The sequence below is a fragment of the Winogradskyella pelagia genome (genome assembly GCF_017581965.1).
In the GTDB taxonomy this organism is placed as follows: Bacteria; Bacteroidota; Bacteroidia; order Flavobacteriales; family Flavobacteriaceae; genus Winogradskyella; species Winogradskyella pelagia.
In genome coordinates, this window is sequence record NZ_JAGEVF010000003.1 from 336408 (window position 1) to 353539 (window position 17132).

The 17132-nt window shown below is 35.5% G+C and carries 17 protein-coding genes and 1 tRNA gene; 9 read left to right on the forward strand and 9 right to left on the reverse strand.

Features of this window, described 5'->3' with window-relative positions:
* Nucleotides 1–18 precede the first annotated feature (18 nt).
* From J4050_RS05975 to J4050_RS05985, 3 genes are read right to left on the reverse strand one after another with little or no spacing between them, the layout of a single operon-like run.
* On the reverse strand, nucleotides 19–1095 hold the full coding sequence (locus tag J4050_RS05975; protein WP_208153325.1) for an ABC transporter permease subunit: 1077 nt from the start codon (nucleotides 1093–1095) through the stop codon (nucleotides 19–21).
* A 23-nt stretch (nucleotides 1096–1118) separates the two neighbouring features.
* Nucleotides 1119–2228 (reverse strand): BT_3928 family protein, encoded by a 1110-nt coding sequence (locus tag J4050_RS05980; RefSeq protein WP_208153263.1) that lies wholly within the window; start codon nucleotides 2226–2228, stop codon nucleotides 1119–1121.
* A 24-nt stretch (nucleotides 2229–2252) separates the two neighbouring features.
* Nucleotides 2253–2792: a DUF1599 domain-containing protein gene (locus tag J4050_RS05985; protein WP_208153265.1), complete on the reverse strand. Its 540-nt coding sequence runs from the start codon at nucleotides 2790–2792 to the stop codon at nucleotides 2253–2255.
* Between the two features lie 95 nt (nucleotides 2793–2887).
* Between J4050_RS05985 and folP the strand changes: the two genes are divergently transcribed.
* From folP to J4050_RS06010, 5 genes are read left to right on the forward strand one after another with little or no spacing between them, the layout of a single operon-like run.
* Entirely contained in the window at nucleotides 2888–3715 is an 828-nt protein-coding gene (folP, locus tag J4050_RS05990) for a dihydropteroate synthase (RefSeq protein ID WP_208153267.1), read from the forward strand.
* Nucleotides 3716–4405, forward strand: coding sequence for a hypothetical protein (locus J4050_RS05995; RefSeq protein WP_208153269.1), 690 nt, complete (start codon nucleotides 3716–3718; stop codon nucleotides 4403–4405).
* 39 nt (nucleotides 4406–4444) lie between these two features.
* Entirely contained in the window at nucleotides 4445–5227 is a 783-nt protein-coding gene (gene cdaA, locus J4050_RS06000; RefSeq protein ID WP_208153271.1) for a diadenylate cyclase CdaA, read from the forward strand.
* On the forward strand, nucleotides 5227–6012 hold the full coding sequence (locus tag J4050_RS06005) for a DUF3667 domain-containing protein (protein ID WP_208153273.1): 786 nt from the start codon (nucleotides 5227–5229) through the stop codon (nucleotides 6010–6012). Before cdaA ends, J4050_RS06005 begins: the two co-directional genes overlap by 1 nt.
* 6 nt (nucleotides 6013–6018) lie before the next feature.
* The gene (locus tag J4050_RS06010) at nucleotides 6019–6822 is read left to right on the forward strand and encodes a DUF3667 domain-containing protein (RefSeq protein ID WP_208153275.1); all 804 of its coding nucleotides are present in this window, start codon (nucleotides 6019–6021) and stop codon (nucleotides 6820–6822) included.
* Here J4050_RS06010 and J4050_RS06015 read toward each other — a convergent pair whose 3' ends face one another.
* Together J4050_RS06015 and truA are read right to left on the reverse strand one after the other, a co-directional pair.
* Complete coding sequence (locus tag J4050_RS06015) at nucleotides 6823–8589, reverse strand: ABC transporter ATP-binding protein (RefSeq protein WP_208153277.1); 1767 nt, start codon at nucleotides 8587–8589, stop codon at nucleotides 6823–6825.
* 30 nt (nucleotides 8590–8619) lie between these two features.
* Entirely contained in the window at nucleotides 8620–9366 is a 747-nt protein-coding gene (gene truA / locus J4050_RS06020) for a tRNA pseudouridine(38-40) synthase TruA (protein WP_208153279.1), read from the reverse strand.
* A 74-nt stretch (nucleotides 9367–9440) separates the two neighbouring features.
* Between truA and J4050_RS06025 the strand changes: the two genes are divergently transcribed.
* On the forward strand, nucleotides 9441–9938 hold the full coding sequence (locus tag J4050_RS06025; protein WP_208153281.1) for a metallophosphoesterase family protein: 498 nt from the start codon (nucleotides 9441–9443) through the stop codon (nucleotides 9936–9938).
* A 54-nt stretch (nucleotides 9939–9992) separates the two neighbouring features.
* Here the strand turns inward: J4050_RS06025 and J4050_RS06030 are convergent, their stop codons facing one another.
* A complete protein-coding gene (locus J4050_RS06030) occupies nucleotides 9993–10403 on the reverse strand; it encodes a DUF4293 domain-containing protein (protein WP_208153283.1) in 411 nt (136 codons plus the stop codon).
* Between the two features lie 220 nt (nucleotides 10404–10623).
* On the opposite strand from J4050_RS06030, the gene rho reads away from it, so the two are divergent.
* Nucleotides 10624–12255 carry a transcription termination factor Rho gene (gene rho / locus J4050_RS06035; protein WP_208153285.1) on the forward strand — a complete coding sequence of 544 codons (1632 nt, stop codon included), beginning with the start codon at nucleotides 10624–10626 and terminating at the stop codon, nucleotides 12253–12255.
* Between the two features lie 114 nt (nucleotides 12256–12369).
* Here the strand turns inward: rho and rpsT are convergent, their stop codons facing one another.
* The 3 genes from rpsT to proS form a co-directional block, all read right to left on the reverse strand.
* Nucleotides 12370–12621 carry a 30S ribosomal protein S20 gene (rpsT, locus tag J4050_RS06040; RefSeq protein WP_208153287.1) on the reverse strand — a complete coding sequence of 84 codons (252 nt, stop codon included), beginning with the start codon at nucleotides 12619–12621 and terminating at the stop codon, nucleotides 12370–12372.
* A 22-nt stretch (nucleotides 12622–12643) separates the two neighbouring features.
* Nucleotides 12644–12715: transfer RNA gene (locus J4050_RS06045), tRNA-Glu, on the reverse strand.
* Between the two features lie 106 nt (nucleotides 12716–12821).
* Nucleotides 12822–14300, reverse strand: a complete 1479-nt coding sequence (proS, locus tag J4050_RS06050; RefSeq protein ID WP_208153289.1) for a proline--tRNA ligase — start codon at nucleotides 14298–14300, stop codon at nucleotides 12822–12824.
* 100 nt (nucleotides 14301–14400) lie between these two features.
* On the opposite strand from proS, the gene J4050_RS06055 reads away from it, so the two are divergent.
* The gene (locus J4050_RS06055; RefSeq protein WP_243878562.1) at nucleotides 14401–15414 is read left to right on the forward strand and encodes a hypothetical protein; all 1014 of its coding nucleotides are present in this window, start codon (nucleotides 14401–14403) and stop codon (nucleotides 15412–15414) included.
* A gap of 38 nt (nucleotides 15415–15452) precedes the next feature.
* Nucleotides 15453–16973 (forward strand): OmpP1/FadL family transporter, encoded by a 1521-nt coding sequence (locus J4050_RS06060; RefSeq protein WP_208153291.1) that lies wholly within the window; start codon nucleotides 15453–15455, stop codon nucleotides 16971–16973.
* The last annotated feature ends 159 nt before the right edge of the window (nucleotides 16974–17132 follow it).

The window sequence follows — 17132 nt, forward strand, 5'->3', positions numbered from 1 at the left end:
GATAAATGTCAGGTGTATTTAGATGAGCTTAACCCTTGGATCCAACCATGAGTATATAAAGTCCACTAAAATATTAATGGTTATAAAAATAATAGCTATGACAAGAACAGAACCCATAATTACTGGTAGGTCTAAAGTATTTAATGCATTTACAATTTCTTTACCCAGACCATTCCATCCAAAAATATACTCCACAAAAACTGCACCAGCCAGCATTGAAGCAAACCAACCAGAAATAGCTGTTACAACAGGGTTTAACGCGTTTTTTACGGCATGGTTTTTAATAACCTGAAACTCACTTAACCCCTTTGCTCTCGCTGTCCTTATGTAATCTTCGCTTAAGACTTCCAATAACGAGTTACGCATTAATTGAATAACAACGGCTAATGGCCGTATACCTAACACAATTGCCGGAAGAATTAAGTTTTTCCATTGAAGGGTCATGCGCTCGCCAAAATCATCTAGCTCATATAGACTGCCTGTCATTTCTAAATTGGTAAATTCGTGCAGTACAAACCCAAATAACCAAGCAAACAAAATAGCGCTAAAAAATGAAGGTACGCTCATACCCAAGGTGCTGAATACCTGAATAATTTTATCTATCCAAGTATCTTTTTTTAAAGCAGAAATTATCCCAAATACTACACCCAGAATAATAGCGATAACTATAGCTGAGACCGCAAGCACAAAAGTATTCGGCAAGGTTTCTCCAATAACTTCCGTGACTTTTTTACCCTGTTTAGTGAACGATTCGCGTAAATAGGGTGTCTTTAGTGCTACACCTGTTTGACCTAGGGTAAAAAGGTGCTTCGCATAATACTTGTTTGACTTTAATGACGTATAATTTTCAGGATTTATTGCGTGTAATGAGATTGGCGATAAATCATTGAGATAGTACAAGTATTGAGTTGTGATGGGTTTGTCAAACCCATATTTCTTCTTAACTGCTGCAACCTGCTCTGCGGTTTGATTTTGACCAAGCATCATTTTCGCCGGGTCCCCTGGCAATACCGTAAATAAAAAGAAAATAACAGTGACTACTCCCAATAAGGTAAGTAAGGCATAAAGTATTTTATTTAATAGATATCCTAAAATAAGATATGAGTTATTTAGGTTGACTAATTACTACCATTTCCAATATCAATGTCCTCAATATCGTTCCAATGGGCCTTTTGAGTTACAGTACCATTATTAAGCACTACAATACCTGGATTAGCCCTCACTATGGTTTTAATCACTTTTTCGTCACAGAGATAAAAATCGAAATTCAATTTGTATTGCGATTTAATGTTTTCCTTATCCTCTTCTCCAGAGGAGGTTAATCCAATGACTTTATAGCCCCTTTTAATGGCATTATCAGTAAAAACCTTAAGTTTCGCCACACCCTCTTGCTCTGCACTAGAAATACTATAAAGAGCTACAATAACCAAGTTTTCCTCATTCAAAAATTCAGTAGTAAAATCTTGATCATCAGATTCTATTGAAAAATCTTGAATCGGCGGAATGTAACCCTCATCAATCAATTTAGTTTCTACACCGACGTACTCTCCTTCTACATTTGGATAACTTCCATTTGTAATAAAAGTTTGTTCTTTTCCAGCTACATTAAAGGTCCAAGTATATTCTGTAATTGGTTTAGCGGCATCTTCTGGTATTTCCATTTGTTGCTTCAGGTTTTTACCAATAGCATAGGCTCTAAAATCTATTGCAGGTAAGTGCATCAATACATGATAACCAAACCATAAGGACACAATAAAGCTTAATAATGCAATAACTGTATTAGGAAGTTTGGGGAAAATGGGTTTTATATACTTAATGCCTGCAACCAGAATCAATATCAATACAAGAAGCACAACATCTTTGGTAAAACTCTCCCAAGGTGTCAATTTAAGAGCATCTCCAAAACACCCACAATCTTTTACTTTATCGAAATAGGCAGAATAAAATGTAAGAAAAGTAAAGAATACAATCATAGCTAGTAAGCTCCAAATGGTAAACTTTACCTTATAACCAATTAAAAGAAATACACCTAGAATGACCTCAAAAACTACTACAAACACGGAAATACCCAGAGCATACGGAATTAAAAATTCCATATTGAGTACATCTGCGCCAAAATACTCCTGAAGCTTATATGAAAATCCCAAAGGATCATTAAGCTTTATAAACCCTGAAATTATAAATAAAACACCTACAAAAATTCTACTGAGCTGTACTATATATTTCATACACGTATTTATGGATTAAAAGTATTAGGATTCTTCAAGATGGATTAATGCAAATACAGCATAATTAATCATATCCTGGTAATTGGCATCTATGCCCTCACTGACAATGGTTTTACCGGCATTATCCTCAATTTGCTTAACACGCAACAGTTTTTGTAAAATCAAATCAGTCAACGAACTTACACGCATATCTCGCCACGCCTCACCATAATCATGGTTTTTGTCCATCATAAGCTGCTTGGTCTGGGCAATTTTCTCATCATACAATTTAGTAGCCTCATCATTTTCTAAATCTGGTTGCTCTACAACACCTCTATCTATTTGGATGAGCGCCATAACACAATAATTAATGATCCCTATGAATTCACTTTTTTCACCTTCATCTACCTTTCTAACCTCATTTTGTTGAAGACTCCTTATGCGTTGAGCTTTGATAAAAATCTGATCTGTTAAAGAGGGCAATCTAAGTATGCGCCATGCACAACCGTAATCACTCATTTTTTTTACAAAAAGTGAACGGCATTGTTCTATGATAGCATCGTATTCTGCGGACGTATCTTGCATCTATTCCATTAAAATTTCCGTAAATTTCGCATAAATAAATTAGAAGTTCAAAGTTTAAGGTTTAAAGTTTACCACCTTAAATCACACTATCAAATATGACAATAAACTGTAAAGGCCAACTTATTGATTTGTCTCTCCCAAAAATTATGGGTATTCTTAATGTAACACCAGACTCATTCTATGATGGTGGCCACTATAAAGATAAAAATACTATTCTAGAGCAGGTAGAATATATGATACGTGAAGGTGCAACCTTTATAGATGTTGGTGGCTACAGTTCTCGGCCTGGAGCTGATTTCGTCTCTGAAAATGAAGAACTTAAGCGTGTTGTTCCTATTATAAAACTAATTCTCGCTAATTTTCCAAGTACTATAATTTCTATTGACACCTTTAGAAGCAATGTTGCCAAAGCAAGTATTTCTGAAGGTGCTGCATTAATAAATGATATCTCTGGTGGTCAATTAGACAATAAGATGATACCTACAATAGGAGCGTTGGGTGTACCCTATATAATGATGCATATGCGAGGAAATCCTAAAACTATGCAGCAGCTTACCGATTACGATGATTTATTAAAAGACATCATTGTCTATTTTGGAGAACGCATATCCGAGGCTCATGCGGCCAACATAAAGGATATTATTATTGATCCTGGATTTGGTTTTGCCAAAACTTTAGAGCAAAATTATAATTTATTACAAAAAATGGAATTGCTTCAAATAGCTGGAAAACCTGTATTGGCTGGTGTCTCAAGGAAGTCCATGATATATAAACCCCTAAAAACAGATGCCCAAAATGCACTTAATGGTACCACAGCACTTCACATGGTATGTTTACAAAAAGGTGCTTCAATTTTAAGGGTTCACGATGTTAAAGAAGCCATGGAATGTGTAACTTTATTTAACCAAATCAACTCCTACTAAATGAAACGATATTTAAAGCTATTTCTACTTTTTTTTGTTTTAAGCTGCAATAATGAACGTACTTTAATTCTACCAGAAATAGAGAGTGCGGAGGTTACCGAAGTATTGGATGTTTCGGCAGCTTATATTTTTTATGACGAATCTCAATCAGATTCTACACTATTAAACCGCAAAAACCTTATTAGTACAACCAACTGGCTCGTTAATGTGGATAAACGCCTTTCACTAAAACAGGCCTTAACTCATATAATATTTCTACAGGAAAAGAAACGTAATGCTCAAATGCATAAAAATGAAAATGCTAAAAACTACTTTACATGCAATAATATAGAAACTAAGACTCTTGGTTTTTTAGAATTTACCGATATTTACTTTAAAGATGAAAACCCCAACTACCTTGAATACAGTAAAAACAATCCTAATGACTACCTGCTTGTAAAAATCGAAGAGGACAAAAAAGTAAGATTGATTAGTGTAACTCAGGATTTTAAAACTGAAGTTTCAGAAGGGTACTATTTCAATGATTCTGAGAATTTTCTTGACAAGTTGCAAGCTGCAAAAACTAAAAACCTTATTTTATTTTTTGACTATGATTTAAGCTTTCAAGATTATATTGATGTAAAGCATTTTTTCAGCCTACCCATGAATAGTGATTTTGAGATATCCGAAAACGAATACTTGTTTCCATAATCCTCATTTATTTTTATAAATTAGCAAAAAGAGCTAACATTGGAAGACTTACAACTTTGGGATTTTAGATTAATCGATTTTGTAGATGTCTTTTTGGTCGCTATTCTACTCTATTATATCTATCGCCTTGTGAGAGGTACCGTTGCCGTTAATATTTTCATTGGCATTCTGATTATTTACTTTGCTTGGCGTCTCACCGACTACCTCAATATGTATATGCTCTACAGTATATTTGATGGTTTTATGAAAGTTGGTATCATCGCATTAATTGTGGTCTTTCAACCAGAGATTAGAAAATTCCTTCTCTTAGTAGGCTCAACAAATATTGCGGGAAAAAAAGGACTTTTTAGAGATTTTAAATTCTTAAAAAACAATGACCAAACCTCAACTGATGTTGAAGCTATTGTTAAGGCTTGCACAAAAATGGCAGCTTCAAATACGGGAGCGTTAATTGTTATTGAGCGCAACAATAATCTAGACTTTTTAACTAACACAGGTGATGAAATGAATATCCTGGTATCCCAACCCATTATTGAAAGTATCTTTTTTAAAAATAGCCCGTTACATGACGGAGCTATCATTATAGATAATAACATCGTAAAAGCCACGCGCGTTATTTTGCCTGTAAATAATGAGAAGAATATCCCGGAACGTTTTGGCCTAAGGCATAGAGCTGCTGTAGGGATTACTGAAAAAACAGATGCCTTGGCTTTAGTTGTTAGTGAAGAAACTGGCCAAATATCCTATTTAAAAAATGGCGAATTCGTTATGTTCAAGGATACAGATGATCTTATAAAAAAGATTAAAGATGACCTTAGATAATGCACTGTAAAAATTGCCATATACAGCTACGAGAAGACCAGAACTACTGTGATGAATGTGGTGCGCGGATTATTAAAAATAGATTAACACTACGTATTATAGCTCAACAAGTCAATGAAGAATTTTTTTCACTAGACAACAGGTTATTGAGCACATTTATAGCATTGTTTACTAAACCTGAAGACGTCATTGTCGGTTATATCGAAGGGACAAGAAAGAAATTCTTTGATGTTATCCCATATTTTGCATTTTCATTAACCTTAGCAGGTATTCAGGTGTTTTTGATGTCAACCTTTTTTAAGGAAGCTTTAGATGTTAATATCTACGAAGGAATGGAAAGTATACAAGGACAAGAGAACAACCCTTTAAAAGATATGGACTTTGGTTTTTTTACGGATTATCAAGGTTTATTTTATATTATTGGAGTCCCAATTTCTGCCTTTTCAACTTGGATTGTTTATTACTTTTTAAGCGAAAAACGTTATAATTTCACTGAACATATTGTTATCAATTTATATTATTCAGCTCAAGTTATAATCATAACCGCTGTTTTTAGTATTCTATTTTTATTCTTTGGCCTTAACTATTTAATGGTATCCACTATATTAAGTATACCGTACTTTATTTATTTATACTTCATACTAAAACGTGTATTTAAAGAGCAACATGTTCATACCCTTGCTAAATTTTTATTGGTTATGGTAGTTTATATAGGAGGTTACTTGGTGCTTGGATTGATAGTCGCTGTTATAGGTGCATTAATTACCGTAGGCCTTATAAAATAACGTAAAATGAACTGTAAAAATTGTAATACAGCGTTACGAGAAGATTTTGAATATTGCAGCATCTGCGGTGGCAAAGTTGTTAGAAAACGATTAACTCTTAAAAACTTATTTGAACACCTAAGCGAAACGTTTTTCAATTATGATAACAAACTGCTAAGGACTATAATCGATTTATGTAAAAAGCCCGAAGAAGTTATCTCAACTTATATTGACGGGGTTAGGAAACGCTACGTCAACCCGATTAGTCTTTTTGGATTGTCCTTAACGATATCTGGGCTATCAGTATTTTTAATTCAAAGATTTTATCTGGAGTATTTTGACATAGTAGCATGGATGTCTAGCCTTGAGATTTTTAATAATCCTCTATCCCAAGAAGCCCTTGCAAATTATTCCGCGGGTGATACAATGGAATATAGCTCTTTAATTTACTCAGCAATTGTTCCCGTTTTTGGTCTAATTTCGTGGATTGTCTTTTGGGATAAAAAATACAACTTTACAGAGCATATTATAATTTATCTGTACAGTATGTCCCTAATCTCAATTTTTTCTGTTATCGCTGGGCAAATTATCCTTTTAATTATTCCAACATATTATATTCCTTTTATCTTTATAACCTACCCCATTATTTTACTTTACCACTGTTTTTTACTAAAACGAATTTTCAATCTCAGTATTTCAGAGTTGCTTGTAAAAACAATTTTGTTTTTAGCAATTTTCTTTGTTCTCTATATAATCTTGGCGGTAATTTCCTTTGTCTTAGGAGTTTTAACGGGTCAGTACAACCTTGGAGATTTTAAACCTAAACAATAATTAAACGGCCTCAGCCTTTAAGAACTGAACCTCGTAAAGATTTTTGTAGTAACCGTCCTTCTTTTTAAGTAGGGATTTATGCGTCCCCATTTCTACAATTTGACCAGAATCCATTACTATAATTTTATCAGCTTGTTGCACCGTTGCTAAACGATGCGCAATAACTATAGACGTTCTTCCTTTGGTTATGGTATCGGTAGCATCTTGTATCAATTGCTCGGAGTAAGAATCTACAGAGGAGGTCGCCTCATCCAAAATTAAAATGCTTGGATTGGTAACATACGCTCTTAAAAAGGAAATTAACTGACGCTGCCCAGAGGACAACATCACACCACGCTCCTTAACGTTATAGTGATAACCACCTGGTAAACTCGAAATAAAATCATGTATACCAATAGCTTTAGCTGCAGTAACCACGTCTTCTTCAGTAATATATTCGTTATTTAAAGTGATATTATTTAAAATAGTATCTGCAAACAAAAATACATCTTGTAAAACCACAGCTATTCGGTGCCTTAATGAACTTAAGGTCATTGACTTAATATCAACTCCATCTATTTTTATAGCTCCAGAATCAATATCGTAAAATCGGTTTAACAAATTAATGATAGTTGATTTTCCTGCGCCTGTTGCGCCAACAATGGCAACCGTTTGTCCGGCGTCAACATTAAAGGATACACCTTTTAAGACTTCTTCATCTTTTATATAGGAGAATCTAACATCTTCAAAAGTCAACTGCCCTTTAAAATGATTGGCTTCAATAGTTCCTGTGTCGTTAATATTAGAGTTGGTATCCAAAACCTTAAAGACACGATCGGCAGCGACCATACCCATCTGTAGTGTGTTGAATTTATTAGCAATTTGGTTTAGGGGCCTAAACAACATAGGAATAAACATAGTAAAAGCAATAAGATCTCCCATACTCGCCGTTTGACCCACCACAGTGTTAAGTCCTCCAATCCAAATGATTGCACCCATGGTTAAAGACGATACAAATTCAGCAATTGGAAAAAAAATAGAGTTATACCACACCGTTTTTAACCAACCCTTTTTATGGCGCTCATTAATAGCTTTAAACTTTTTAAACTCTGTGCCTTCTCTTGTAAAGAGCTGCAAGATTTTCATCCCAGTCACACGCTCTTGCACAAAAGAATTAAGATTCGAAACTTCCGTGCGCACCTCTTCAAAGGCCCGCTTCATGTATTTTTGAAATATCTTGGTCGCAAAAATGATAATAGGGAGCGTGATGAATACAATAAGACTTAATTTCCAGTTCATATACAACATAAAACCAGCAACAACACCCATTTTTAATATATCACTGAAAATCATAAAAAGACCTTGACCAAAAATGTCTGCTATACGCTCCATGTCGGTAACAGCCCGGGTTATTAAAATCCCTACCGACGATTTATCAAAATAGGTCATCTTAAATTTGAGCATATGGCTAAATAGCCTTACCCTAATATCCCTTACCACAGATTGACCTAACCAACTTGCGTAATAAATAAATAGTAACTGAGAGATGACTTCGAGTAAAAGAAGGGCTAACATCAAAACGATATATACAATGAAGCCATCGTATTTTTTTTGCGCTATTTGAGTATCAATGGCCTGTTGAAGAACATAGGGCCGTAAAGCTCCAAATATAGACAACCCAATTACACATACTAAGGACAAGACAAAGACCGTTCTATAAGGCTTTATATAATTTAAGAGCCTTTTAAACAATGAAACATCAAATATTTTCTTTTGCTTTTCTGCCATATTAATTTTCCTAAATATGGGAATCAATTTTTAAATTAAAAAAAGGTCTTTCGGATAGAATATCTCCACTAAATATAATCCTTGTGCAGGAACTGAAAACCCTGCTTTACTCCTATCTTTAGATTTAATGATATGGTGCATATCCTCTACTGCAATTTTTCCTAAACCTATATTAATTAGCGTCCCAACAATCGCGCGTACCATATTCCTCAAAAAGCGGTCCGCCTTTATTGTAAAAATAATTTCTTGGTTCTCAAGCCTTAAATAGGCCTCTTTTATATCGCAATTATATGTCTTTACATCCGTATGTGTTTTTGAGAAGCATTGAAAATTCTTATGCGTCAATAAGATATCGCAAGCTGCTTGCATAGCCTCTAAATTTAAAGGCAGCTGCATACAATATGTAAAGTCAAAGTTAAAAGCATCCTTAATCGTAGAAATTCTATAATTATAGGTTCTACTCACAGCATCAAACCGAGCATGAGCATCAGGTTTCACCTTTAGCACATTCTTAATTACAATATCTTTAGACAGAAAGGAATTCATTTTGTATTTTAAATCATCCTCCAAAACTAGATTACTGCAATCAAAGTGGGCAAACATTTGTGTGGCATGAACACCAGTATCTGTCCGACCCGCTCCTACAATTTTAAGTGGTTCCTTTAAGATAGTACTTAGTGCCGTTTCCAAGACCTCTTGCACCGTTATTGCATTTGGCTGCACCTGCCAACCATGATAAGCCCTTCCGTTAAATGAAAGCTCTAAAAAATATCTCAAAAGTTTGCTTTATTTTTGCTTCACAAACTACAAATATACTTAGAATAGCTAGGTATAATCACAATATTATCTTAATGCGAAAAATCCTCTTGCTCTCGGATACACATAGTTATATAGATGATAACATCCTCAAGTATGTAAAGCAAGCAGACGAAGTCTGGCACGCAGGAGATATTGGAGATTTAGTTGTAACAGATAAAATTAAAGCCTTAAGACCTTTAGTAGCTGTTTATGGCAATATTGATGATGCTAAAGCAAGAACAGAATTTCCGTTACATCAACGTTTTCTATGTGAAAACCTAGATGTTTGGATTACACATATTGGAGGATACCCTCCAAAGTACAATACAAGAGTTAGGGAGGAACTACAGAAAAACCCTCCAGACCTATTTATTTGCGGACATTCCCATATACTAAAGGTCATGCCAGACAAAAAATTAAATCTTCTACATATGAATCCAGGTGCTGCGGGCAAGCACGGTTTTCATAAAATTAGAACGATGCTAAGATTCACTATAGACAATAAGCAGATTGACAACCTAGAAGTTATAGAGTTTAATAAAAGGCATTAAAAAACCCAGACGGCAGTGTCTGGGTTATTCACTAATACTACTAAGATTTTAGGTTCATCGTAATCGGTCTACAGATTTTACAAGATCTTCATCCTTTTTAATAGCCTTGTTAGCCAAGACTAAACACACAATAGAAAAAATAGGAAGAAGCATCCCAATACCTTTCTCAGAAACATTGGTTTCTCCAGATAGATTTAGCGACTGATAAACAAAGACTCCTAGTAAAATAAAGTTTAATATTATACTGAGTCGCCCAAGAACAAATTGGGACTTTCTGTTTTTAAAACTGAATATTGAAATTAAAGACAAAACAGCCGAAGCTACAAAAAAACCCAAATACAGGTAATTATCCTTGGCATATACTTGTTGACCCTCACTGTTAGTCCATAAATGGAAAACAAAAATTAATCCTGTCATAATACCAATTGACAGCAATAAATAAAGTGTTTGTATCCTTTGAATCATATCTTTTTTATCAAAAGCAATGCAAAATTAGTAGTTTATTTTTTAAAAAGATAGATTTTGTTTTAAAATAAAATTGTATTATTGCAATGGAATCGGAGATATAAACGAAGAATCTGCGAGTTCAATCTTCCAAATTAATTTCACCAGTTTTCTTTTTTTATCATTTAGAAAAGCTTGAATTAATTATATCAAAGTTATTATACATTATATTACATACTAAATGTTCGAAATTTCTCAGTTAAAGGCTAAAAAGCTACCTGAATTACAGGATATTGCCAAACAACTAAAAGTCCCAAAGTATCGTAGTTTGAAAAAACTCGATTTAGTTTATCAAATTCTAGATTATCAAGCGGCCAATCCAGATGCTGTTAAAGCAACTATAGCTACAGACTCAAAAACAGCGGCTAAACCAGCGGCTAATTCAGAGACCAATCAAAGTAACCAAAGACAGAAAAGGTCTAGAGTTCAGAATAAACCAAAAGATACTAAAAACCAAAAATCATTAGATTTTAAGGATAAAAAAGAAGAGGTTACAAATAAACGTAACGAATCTCAGAAAAATCAAAAACCAAGACCTAGAGATAATAAGTCAACGGACAGGAATGATAATAAACGTTCCAATCAAAACTCCGACAATAGGCAACAAAATAGACCTAAGGATAATTCTAATAAGTCTAATTCCAAAAACAACGGAAATAAAGATAACCGCAATCGCTATAAAGAGCCTGATTTTGAATTTGATGCGATTATTGAAAGCGAAGGCGTATTAGATATTATGCAAGACGGCTATGGTTTCTTAAGATCTTCGGATTATAATTACCTAACCTCGCCAGATGATATTTACGTATCGCAATCACAAATCCGTTTGTTCGGATTAAAAACTGGTGACACCGTTCTTGGACACGTCCGCCCTCCAAAAGAAGGTGAAAAATATTTCCCTTTAATTAAAGTAAGTAAAATCAATGGCCAAAGCCCTCAGGTTGTAAGAGACCGTGTTGCTTTTGAACATTTGACACCATTATTTCCAAAGGAGAAATTTAATATTGCAGAAAGGCAATCGACCATTTCTACGCGTATTATGGACTTATTTGCACCTATCGGTAAAGGTCAGCGCGGAATGATTGTTTCACAGCCTAAAACTGGAAAAACAATGCTACTCAAAGATGTTGCCAATGCAATAGCTGCAAATCATCCAGAAGTGTATCAAATGATTCTTCTAATAGATGAACGTCCAGAGGAAGTAACAGACATGCAGCGAAATGTTAATGGAGAGGTTATAGCCTCAACTTTTGACAAAGAAGCTCATGAGCACGTAAAAATAGCTAACATAGTGTTAGAGAAAGCGAAACGCCTTGTTGAATGTGGTCACGATGTTGTTATTCTTTTAGATTCAATAACACGTTTAGCAAGAGCCTATAATACAGTTCAACCTGCATCTGGTAAAATACTCTCGGGAGGTGTTGATGCTAATGCATTGCACAAACCAAAACGATTCTTTGGTGCTGCGCGTAACATAGAAAATGGAGGTTCTTTAACTATAATCGCTACTGCATTAACCGAAACCGGTTCTAAAATGGATGAAGTGATTTTTGAAGAATTTAAGGGTACTGGAAATATGGAACTTCAATTAGACCGTAAGATTTCTAATAGAAGGATTTTCCCTGCGATTGATTTAATGTCCTCAAGTACAAGACGAGACGACTTATTGCTCGATGACACTACCATCCAAAGAATGTGGGTAATGCGCAAGTACCTTGCGGATATGAATCCTGTTGAAGCTATGGAATTTATAAATGATAGATTTAAACAAACTCGTAACAACGAGGAGTTTTTAATATCAATGAATGGCTAATTGCCAGAATAGAATTATAATAACAAAAAGACCTTGATTTAAAATTAAGGTCTTTTTTTATACAAAAAAACCTTTCCGTCATGGAAAGGTTTTTTCCTTTATAAAGTAGTGCGCTTATAGAGCAGCTACATGTTTCATTAGTTGAGACTTTAAATTGCCAGCCTTATTTGCGTGGATAACGTTTTTCTTAGCCAACTTGTCAATCATACCCAATACAGAAGGTAACATTTTTTGAGCTTCCTTAGCATCAGTTATTTCGCGTAACTTTTTTATTGCACCACGAGTAGTCTTGTGCTGGTACCTGTTCAAGACACGTCTCTTTTCGTTACTTCTTATTCTCTTTAAAGCTGACTTATGATTTGCCATTATGTTTTTTATTAAAAAATTGTAGCCCGTAGGGGAATCGAACCCCTCTTACCAGGATGAAAACCTGGCGTCCTAGCCGATAGACGAACGGGCCATTTGTATATTCTCATTATTAAATGAACGACAATGTTTCCATTGCGGATGCAAAAATACAACTATTTTTAAATGTTGCAACCCCAAAGAAATATTTTTTAAAAATTTTAATAGGCCTTTGCAAATAAAACCCTCTGCTTAGAAGGTTTACCTGTATATACGCATACTCCATCTTCTAACTTGTTGTTTTCTGGTATGCATCTTATTGTAGCTTTGGTCTGCTCTTTGATTTTTTGCTCTGTTTCTGCTGTTCCATCCCAATGGGCTGAGATAAATCCTGTTTTAGTTTCGAGCTCTTTCTTAAAATCCTCAAAATTATCAACTATGGTTATGTGCGAGTCCCTGAAATTCAAGGCCTTTTTGTACAACGCATCTTGAATTTCTTCGAGCAAAGTCGTAACTGTTTCGTTTAATTGACTAATAGCGACAAATTGCTTACTCAAGGTGTCTCGTCTTGCCAATTCAACTGTATCATTTTCTAAGTCTTTTGGACCAATCGCTATTCTTAAAGGCACACCCTGCAACTCATATTGTGCAAATTTTGCACCAGGCCTATGCGTTGTCCTATTATCAAATTTACAGGATATACCAAGATTTCGCAATCCTTTAATCACTTCGTTTGCCTTTTCTGAGATAGCGTCAAACTGCTCCTCACTTTTGTATATTGGCACAATTACTACTTGATATGGTGCAAGTTTAGGAGGTAGAACCAAACCTCTATCATCACTATGAGTCATTATTAGTGCACCAATCAGCCGTGTAGAAACACCCCAGGATGTCGCCCAAACATAATCGAGTTTACCTTCTTTGTTTGTAAATTTTACGTCAAAAGCCTTGGCAAAATTTTGCCCTAAAAAATGAGAAGTCCCAGCTTGCAAAGCTTTTCCATCTTGCATTAAAGCTTCAATGCAATAGGTTTCTAAGGCTCCTGCAAATCGTTCACTCTCCGTCTTAATTCCTTTTATAACAGGAATAGACATAAACTGTTCAACGAATGTCGCGTACACATTATTCATTAATTCAGCTTCTTTGATGGCTTCTTGTTTCGTTGCATGAGCAGTATGCCCTTCTTGCCAAAGAAACTCTGCAGTTCTCAAAAACAGACGCGTTCTCATCTCCCAGCGCACCACATTAGCCCACTGATTAATTAGTATAGGTAAATCCCTATAACTCTGAATCCAATTTTTATAAGTGTTCCATATTATTGCTTCACTTGTAGGCCTAACAACTAATTCTTCCTCTAATTTAGCCTCAGGATCCACTCTGAGCTTACCCGCACGATCAGGGTCGCTTTGCAACCTGTAATGGGTTACAACAGCACATTCCTTCGCAAAACCTTCGGCGTTTTTTTCTTCTGCCTCAAATAGATTTTTAGGCACAAATATTGGAAAGTATGCATTTTGATGACCTGTCTCCTTAAACATCCTATCTAATTCTGCCTGCATCTTTTCCCATATTGCATAACCATATGGTTTTATAACCATACAGCCCCTTACGGCAGAATTTTCTGCTAAGTCAGCCTTAACAACTAATTCATTGTACCATTTTGAATAGTCCTCGGCCCTACTTGTAAGATTTTTACTCATCGTCAGTGGTTTGGCACAAATATTGCGCTTATGTTAAATAAAAAAATAGTAGGGCAAAACTAACTATTTTTGTGATGTTCAACAATTAAATAAAAGAGTTATGCAATTTAAGTCAAATACAATAAAAAAATTGCCATTCTTTGTTGTTCTAAACCTTTCTCTGATAATCACCTCTTGTGGGTCATATCAGTACGCAGGTTACGATAACGATGGCATTTATTCAAGCGGTAATGATAATATTTATCAAGAACGTCCTGTTGAACAAAAAGCTGTAACAAATGCAGATGATTCTAATTATTTTGAAAACTATTTTTCTGAAAATAAAGCTCAATTAGATGCTATTACAGCTTCTGAAGAAGAGGTCTTTACTGATGTGGATAGTTACCAATCAGAAAATCTAGAGCATGAACAAGATAGTCTAGCTAATCGCATTCCTTATGGTGGTTGGGGTCAGGCTAATGAAAATATTACTATAAATTATATCGATAATGGCTGGGGTTGGAATAACCCATGGTTATGGAACGCTGGCTGGGGCTTTGGATGGAGTGCTGGCTGGGGCTGGGGCGCTGGCTGGGGCTGGGGCGCTGGCTGGGGTTGGGGATACCCAGGTTGGGGGTACCCTGGATATGGCTGGGGCTGGGGTCCAGGCTGGGGCTGGGGATATCCTGGTTGGGGATATCCTGGATATGGCTGGGGCTGGAATAATGGTTATTATGGAAATAATAGACTCTCATTTACCAATAGTAGACGTGGCTCATTATTATATAATAACGATTTAAGTAGAGTTGGTAGAAGTAATGCCGCTATATCTAGAAGAGGAACAACCTCAAACCGCAGATCATACAATTCATCAGGCTATTCTAGTAGACGATATTCTGGACAATCCGTTCGTTCTAATTCTAGGAGTGGTAATACAAGAGTTACTAGACCTAACAGAACTATAAGAAATTCCAGTTCGTCACGTTCAAGATCAAACTCAAGTATTAATCGTTCCTCCAGAAGTTCTAGAAGCTACAGTGGCTCCCGTTCTTCAGGAAGGACAATGCGATCTTCAGGCGGTTCTAGATCTTCTAGTGGACGATCTTCTGGTGGAGCTAGACGTGGAAGAGGTTAATCCTAAAAACATTTTTACTTTTTAAAAGATTATAACTTATGAAAAAAACGATTCTCATATTCATAGGGCTGATTTTTAGTTCCTTAGCCCAAGCACAAGATGTATCGGACGCACTGAGATACTCAATCGATGAGATACAAGGAACTGCGCGATTTAGGGCAATGGGTGGTGCATTTGGAGCTCTTGGTGGCGACATGTCTGCCGTTAATATTAACCCAGCTGGTTCAGCTATATTTAATACAAGCCATGCATCATTGTCATTTGGTGTCTTTGACATTAATAGAAATGTTAATTACTTCAATGGCACCAATTCTTCTTCAAACACCAATTTTGATTTAAATCAGCTAGGAGCTGCTTTTGTCTTAAAAAACGTCAATCCAAATTCTAAATGGAAAGGTTTTACCTTAAGCGTAGCCTACGACCGAGCAGCAGATTTCGATGAAGATTGGCTAGCATCAGGGGTTAATCCAAATACTAGTATCGGCAACTATTTCTCAGAATATGCACAAGGAAGAAGACTTGATGAAATTTCGGCTTTGCCAGGAGAATCAATCTCTCAGGCATATGACATTATCGGTTCTCTTTACGGCTTCGGTAACCAGCAAGCCTTCTTAGGTTATGAAGGTTATATTATAGACCCTATTTCAGACACTGGTGACAATACCGCATATACAAGTAATATTTCTGGTTCTAATTTTGCCCAAGACTTTTCATATATAAGTAGAGGTTATAATGGCAAATTCGCCTTTAATTTTGCTTCCAATTATAATGATAAAATTTATTTTGGTATTAATTTAAATGGACATTTCATTAATTACGAACGTTCAACATTTTTAAGAGAGTCAAATTCAAATCAATCCTCTACTGTAACTAATGTGAATTTTGGTAATGACTTAAGGGTCTTCGGTAGTGGATTTTCAATCCAACTTGGAGCTATCGCAAAACTCACGGAGGAGCTTAGGGTCGGCCTATCCTATAATTCTCCTACATGGTATAGAATCTCAGAGGAAACCAGCCAATATCTTGCTACGACAAGAATTGAAAACGGAACAAATATTTCTGAAATTATTAGTCCAAATGTCATCAACATTTATCCAGAATACAGATTGCAATCGCCAAGTAGATTTACTGGAAGCTTAGCTTATGTATTTGGTAAAAAAGCAATACTTAGTTTTGATTATTCGTTTAGAGATTACAGCAACGCACAATTCAGGCCGTCATCAGATAGTTTTTTCAATGTGCTGAACAACCAAATTTCCAATACATTGGGCACTGCGTCAACATATAGAATTGGCGGTGAATATAGAATTAATCGATTTAGTTTAAGAGGTGGTTATCGCTTTGAAGAAAGTCCATATCAAGATGATAGGTTTTTCGGTGACTTAACTGGTTATTCAGCTGGATTAGGTTATAATTTAGGCAGTATGTCCATTGATTTTGCATTCAGTCAATCTGAACGAAATATTGGTTATCAACTTTATAGTGTTGGGCTTACAGACTCTGCTCAATTAGATACAAGATTTACGGATTTTATTTTAACACTCGCTTTTGCCTTCTAAAGCATAGTCTTGAACATAAAAAAAAGCCCGATATTTTTCGGGCTTTTTCATTTATTATAATGTTTTATCGTTTCAAGGTAAAATGGGCATTGAGTTCCTTCCGTTGTCCGGTCAGGGGCTCGTCATAGGCCAGTGTGAACCAGTAGTCGCTCGTGGGCA

Excerpts from the sequence above, each read along its gene's own strand:
- J4050_RS05980 (WP_208153263.1), bottom strand. The coding sequence starts at position 2,228 with ATGAAATATATAGTACAGCTCAGTAGAATTTTTGTAGGTGTTTTATTT.
- J4050_RS05985 (WP_208153265.1), bottom strand. The coding sequence starts at position 2,792 with ATGCAAGATACGTCCGCAGAATACGATGCTATCATAGAACAATGCCGT.
- folP (WP_208153267.1), top strand. The coding sequence starts at position 2,888 with ATGACAATAAACTGTAAAGGCCAACTTATTGATTTGTCTCTCCCAAAA.
- J4050_RS05995 (WP_208153269.1), top strand. The coding sequence starts at position 3,716 with ATGAAACGATATTTAAAGCTATTTCTACTTTTTTTTGTTTTAAGCTGC.
- J4050_RS06005 (WP_208153273.1), top strand. The coding sequence starts at position 5,227 with ATGCACTGTAAAAATTGCCATATACAGCTACGAGAAGACCAGAACTAC.
- J4050_RS06010 (WP_208153275.1), top strand. The coding sequence starts at position 6,019 with ATGAACTGTAAAAATTGTAATACAGCGTTACGAGAAGATTTTGAATAT.
- J4050_RS06015 (WP_208153277.1), bottom strand. The coding sequence starts at position 8,589 with ATGGCAGAAAAGCAAAAGAAAATATTTGATGTTTCATTGTTTAAAAGG.
- J4050_RS06025 (WP_208153281.1), top strand. The coding sequence starts at position 9,441 with ATGCGAAAAATCCTCTTGCTCTCGGATACACATAGTTATATAGATGAT.
- J4050_RS06030 (WP_208153283.1), bottom strand. The coding sequence starts at position 10,403 with ATGATTCAAAGGATACAAACACTTTATTTATTGCTGTCAATTGGTATT.
- rho (WP_208153285.1), top strand. The coding sequence starts at position 10,624 with ATGTTCGAAATTTCTCAGTTAAAGGCTAAAAAGCTACCTGAATTACAG.
- rpsT (WP_208153287.1), bottom strand. The coding sequence starts at position 12,621 with ATGGCAAATCATAAGTCAGCTTTAAAGAGAATAAGAAGTAACGAAAAG.
- proS (WP_208153289.1), bottom strand. The coding sequence starts at position 14,300 with ATGAGTAAAAATCTTACAAGTAGGGCCGAGGACTATTCAAAATGGTAC.
- J4050_RS06055 (WP_243878562.1), top strand. The coding sequence starts at position 14,401 with ATGCAATTTAAGTCAAATACAATAAAAAAATTGCCATTCTTTGTTGTT.
- J4050_RS06060 (WP_208153291.1), top strand. The coding sequence starts at position 15,453 with ATGAAAAAAACGATTCTCATATTCATAGGGCTGATTTTTAGTTCCTTA.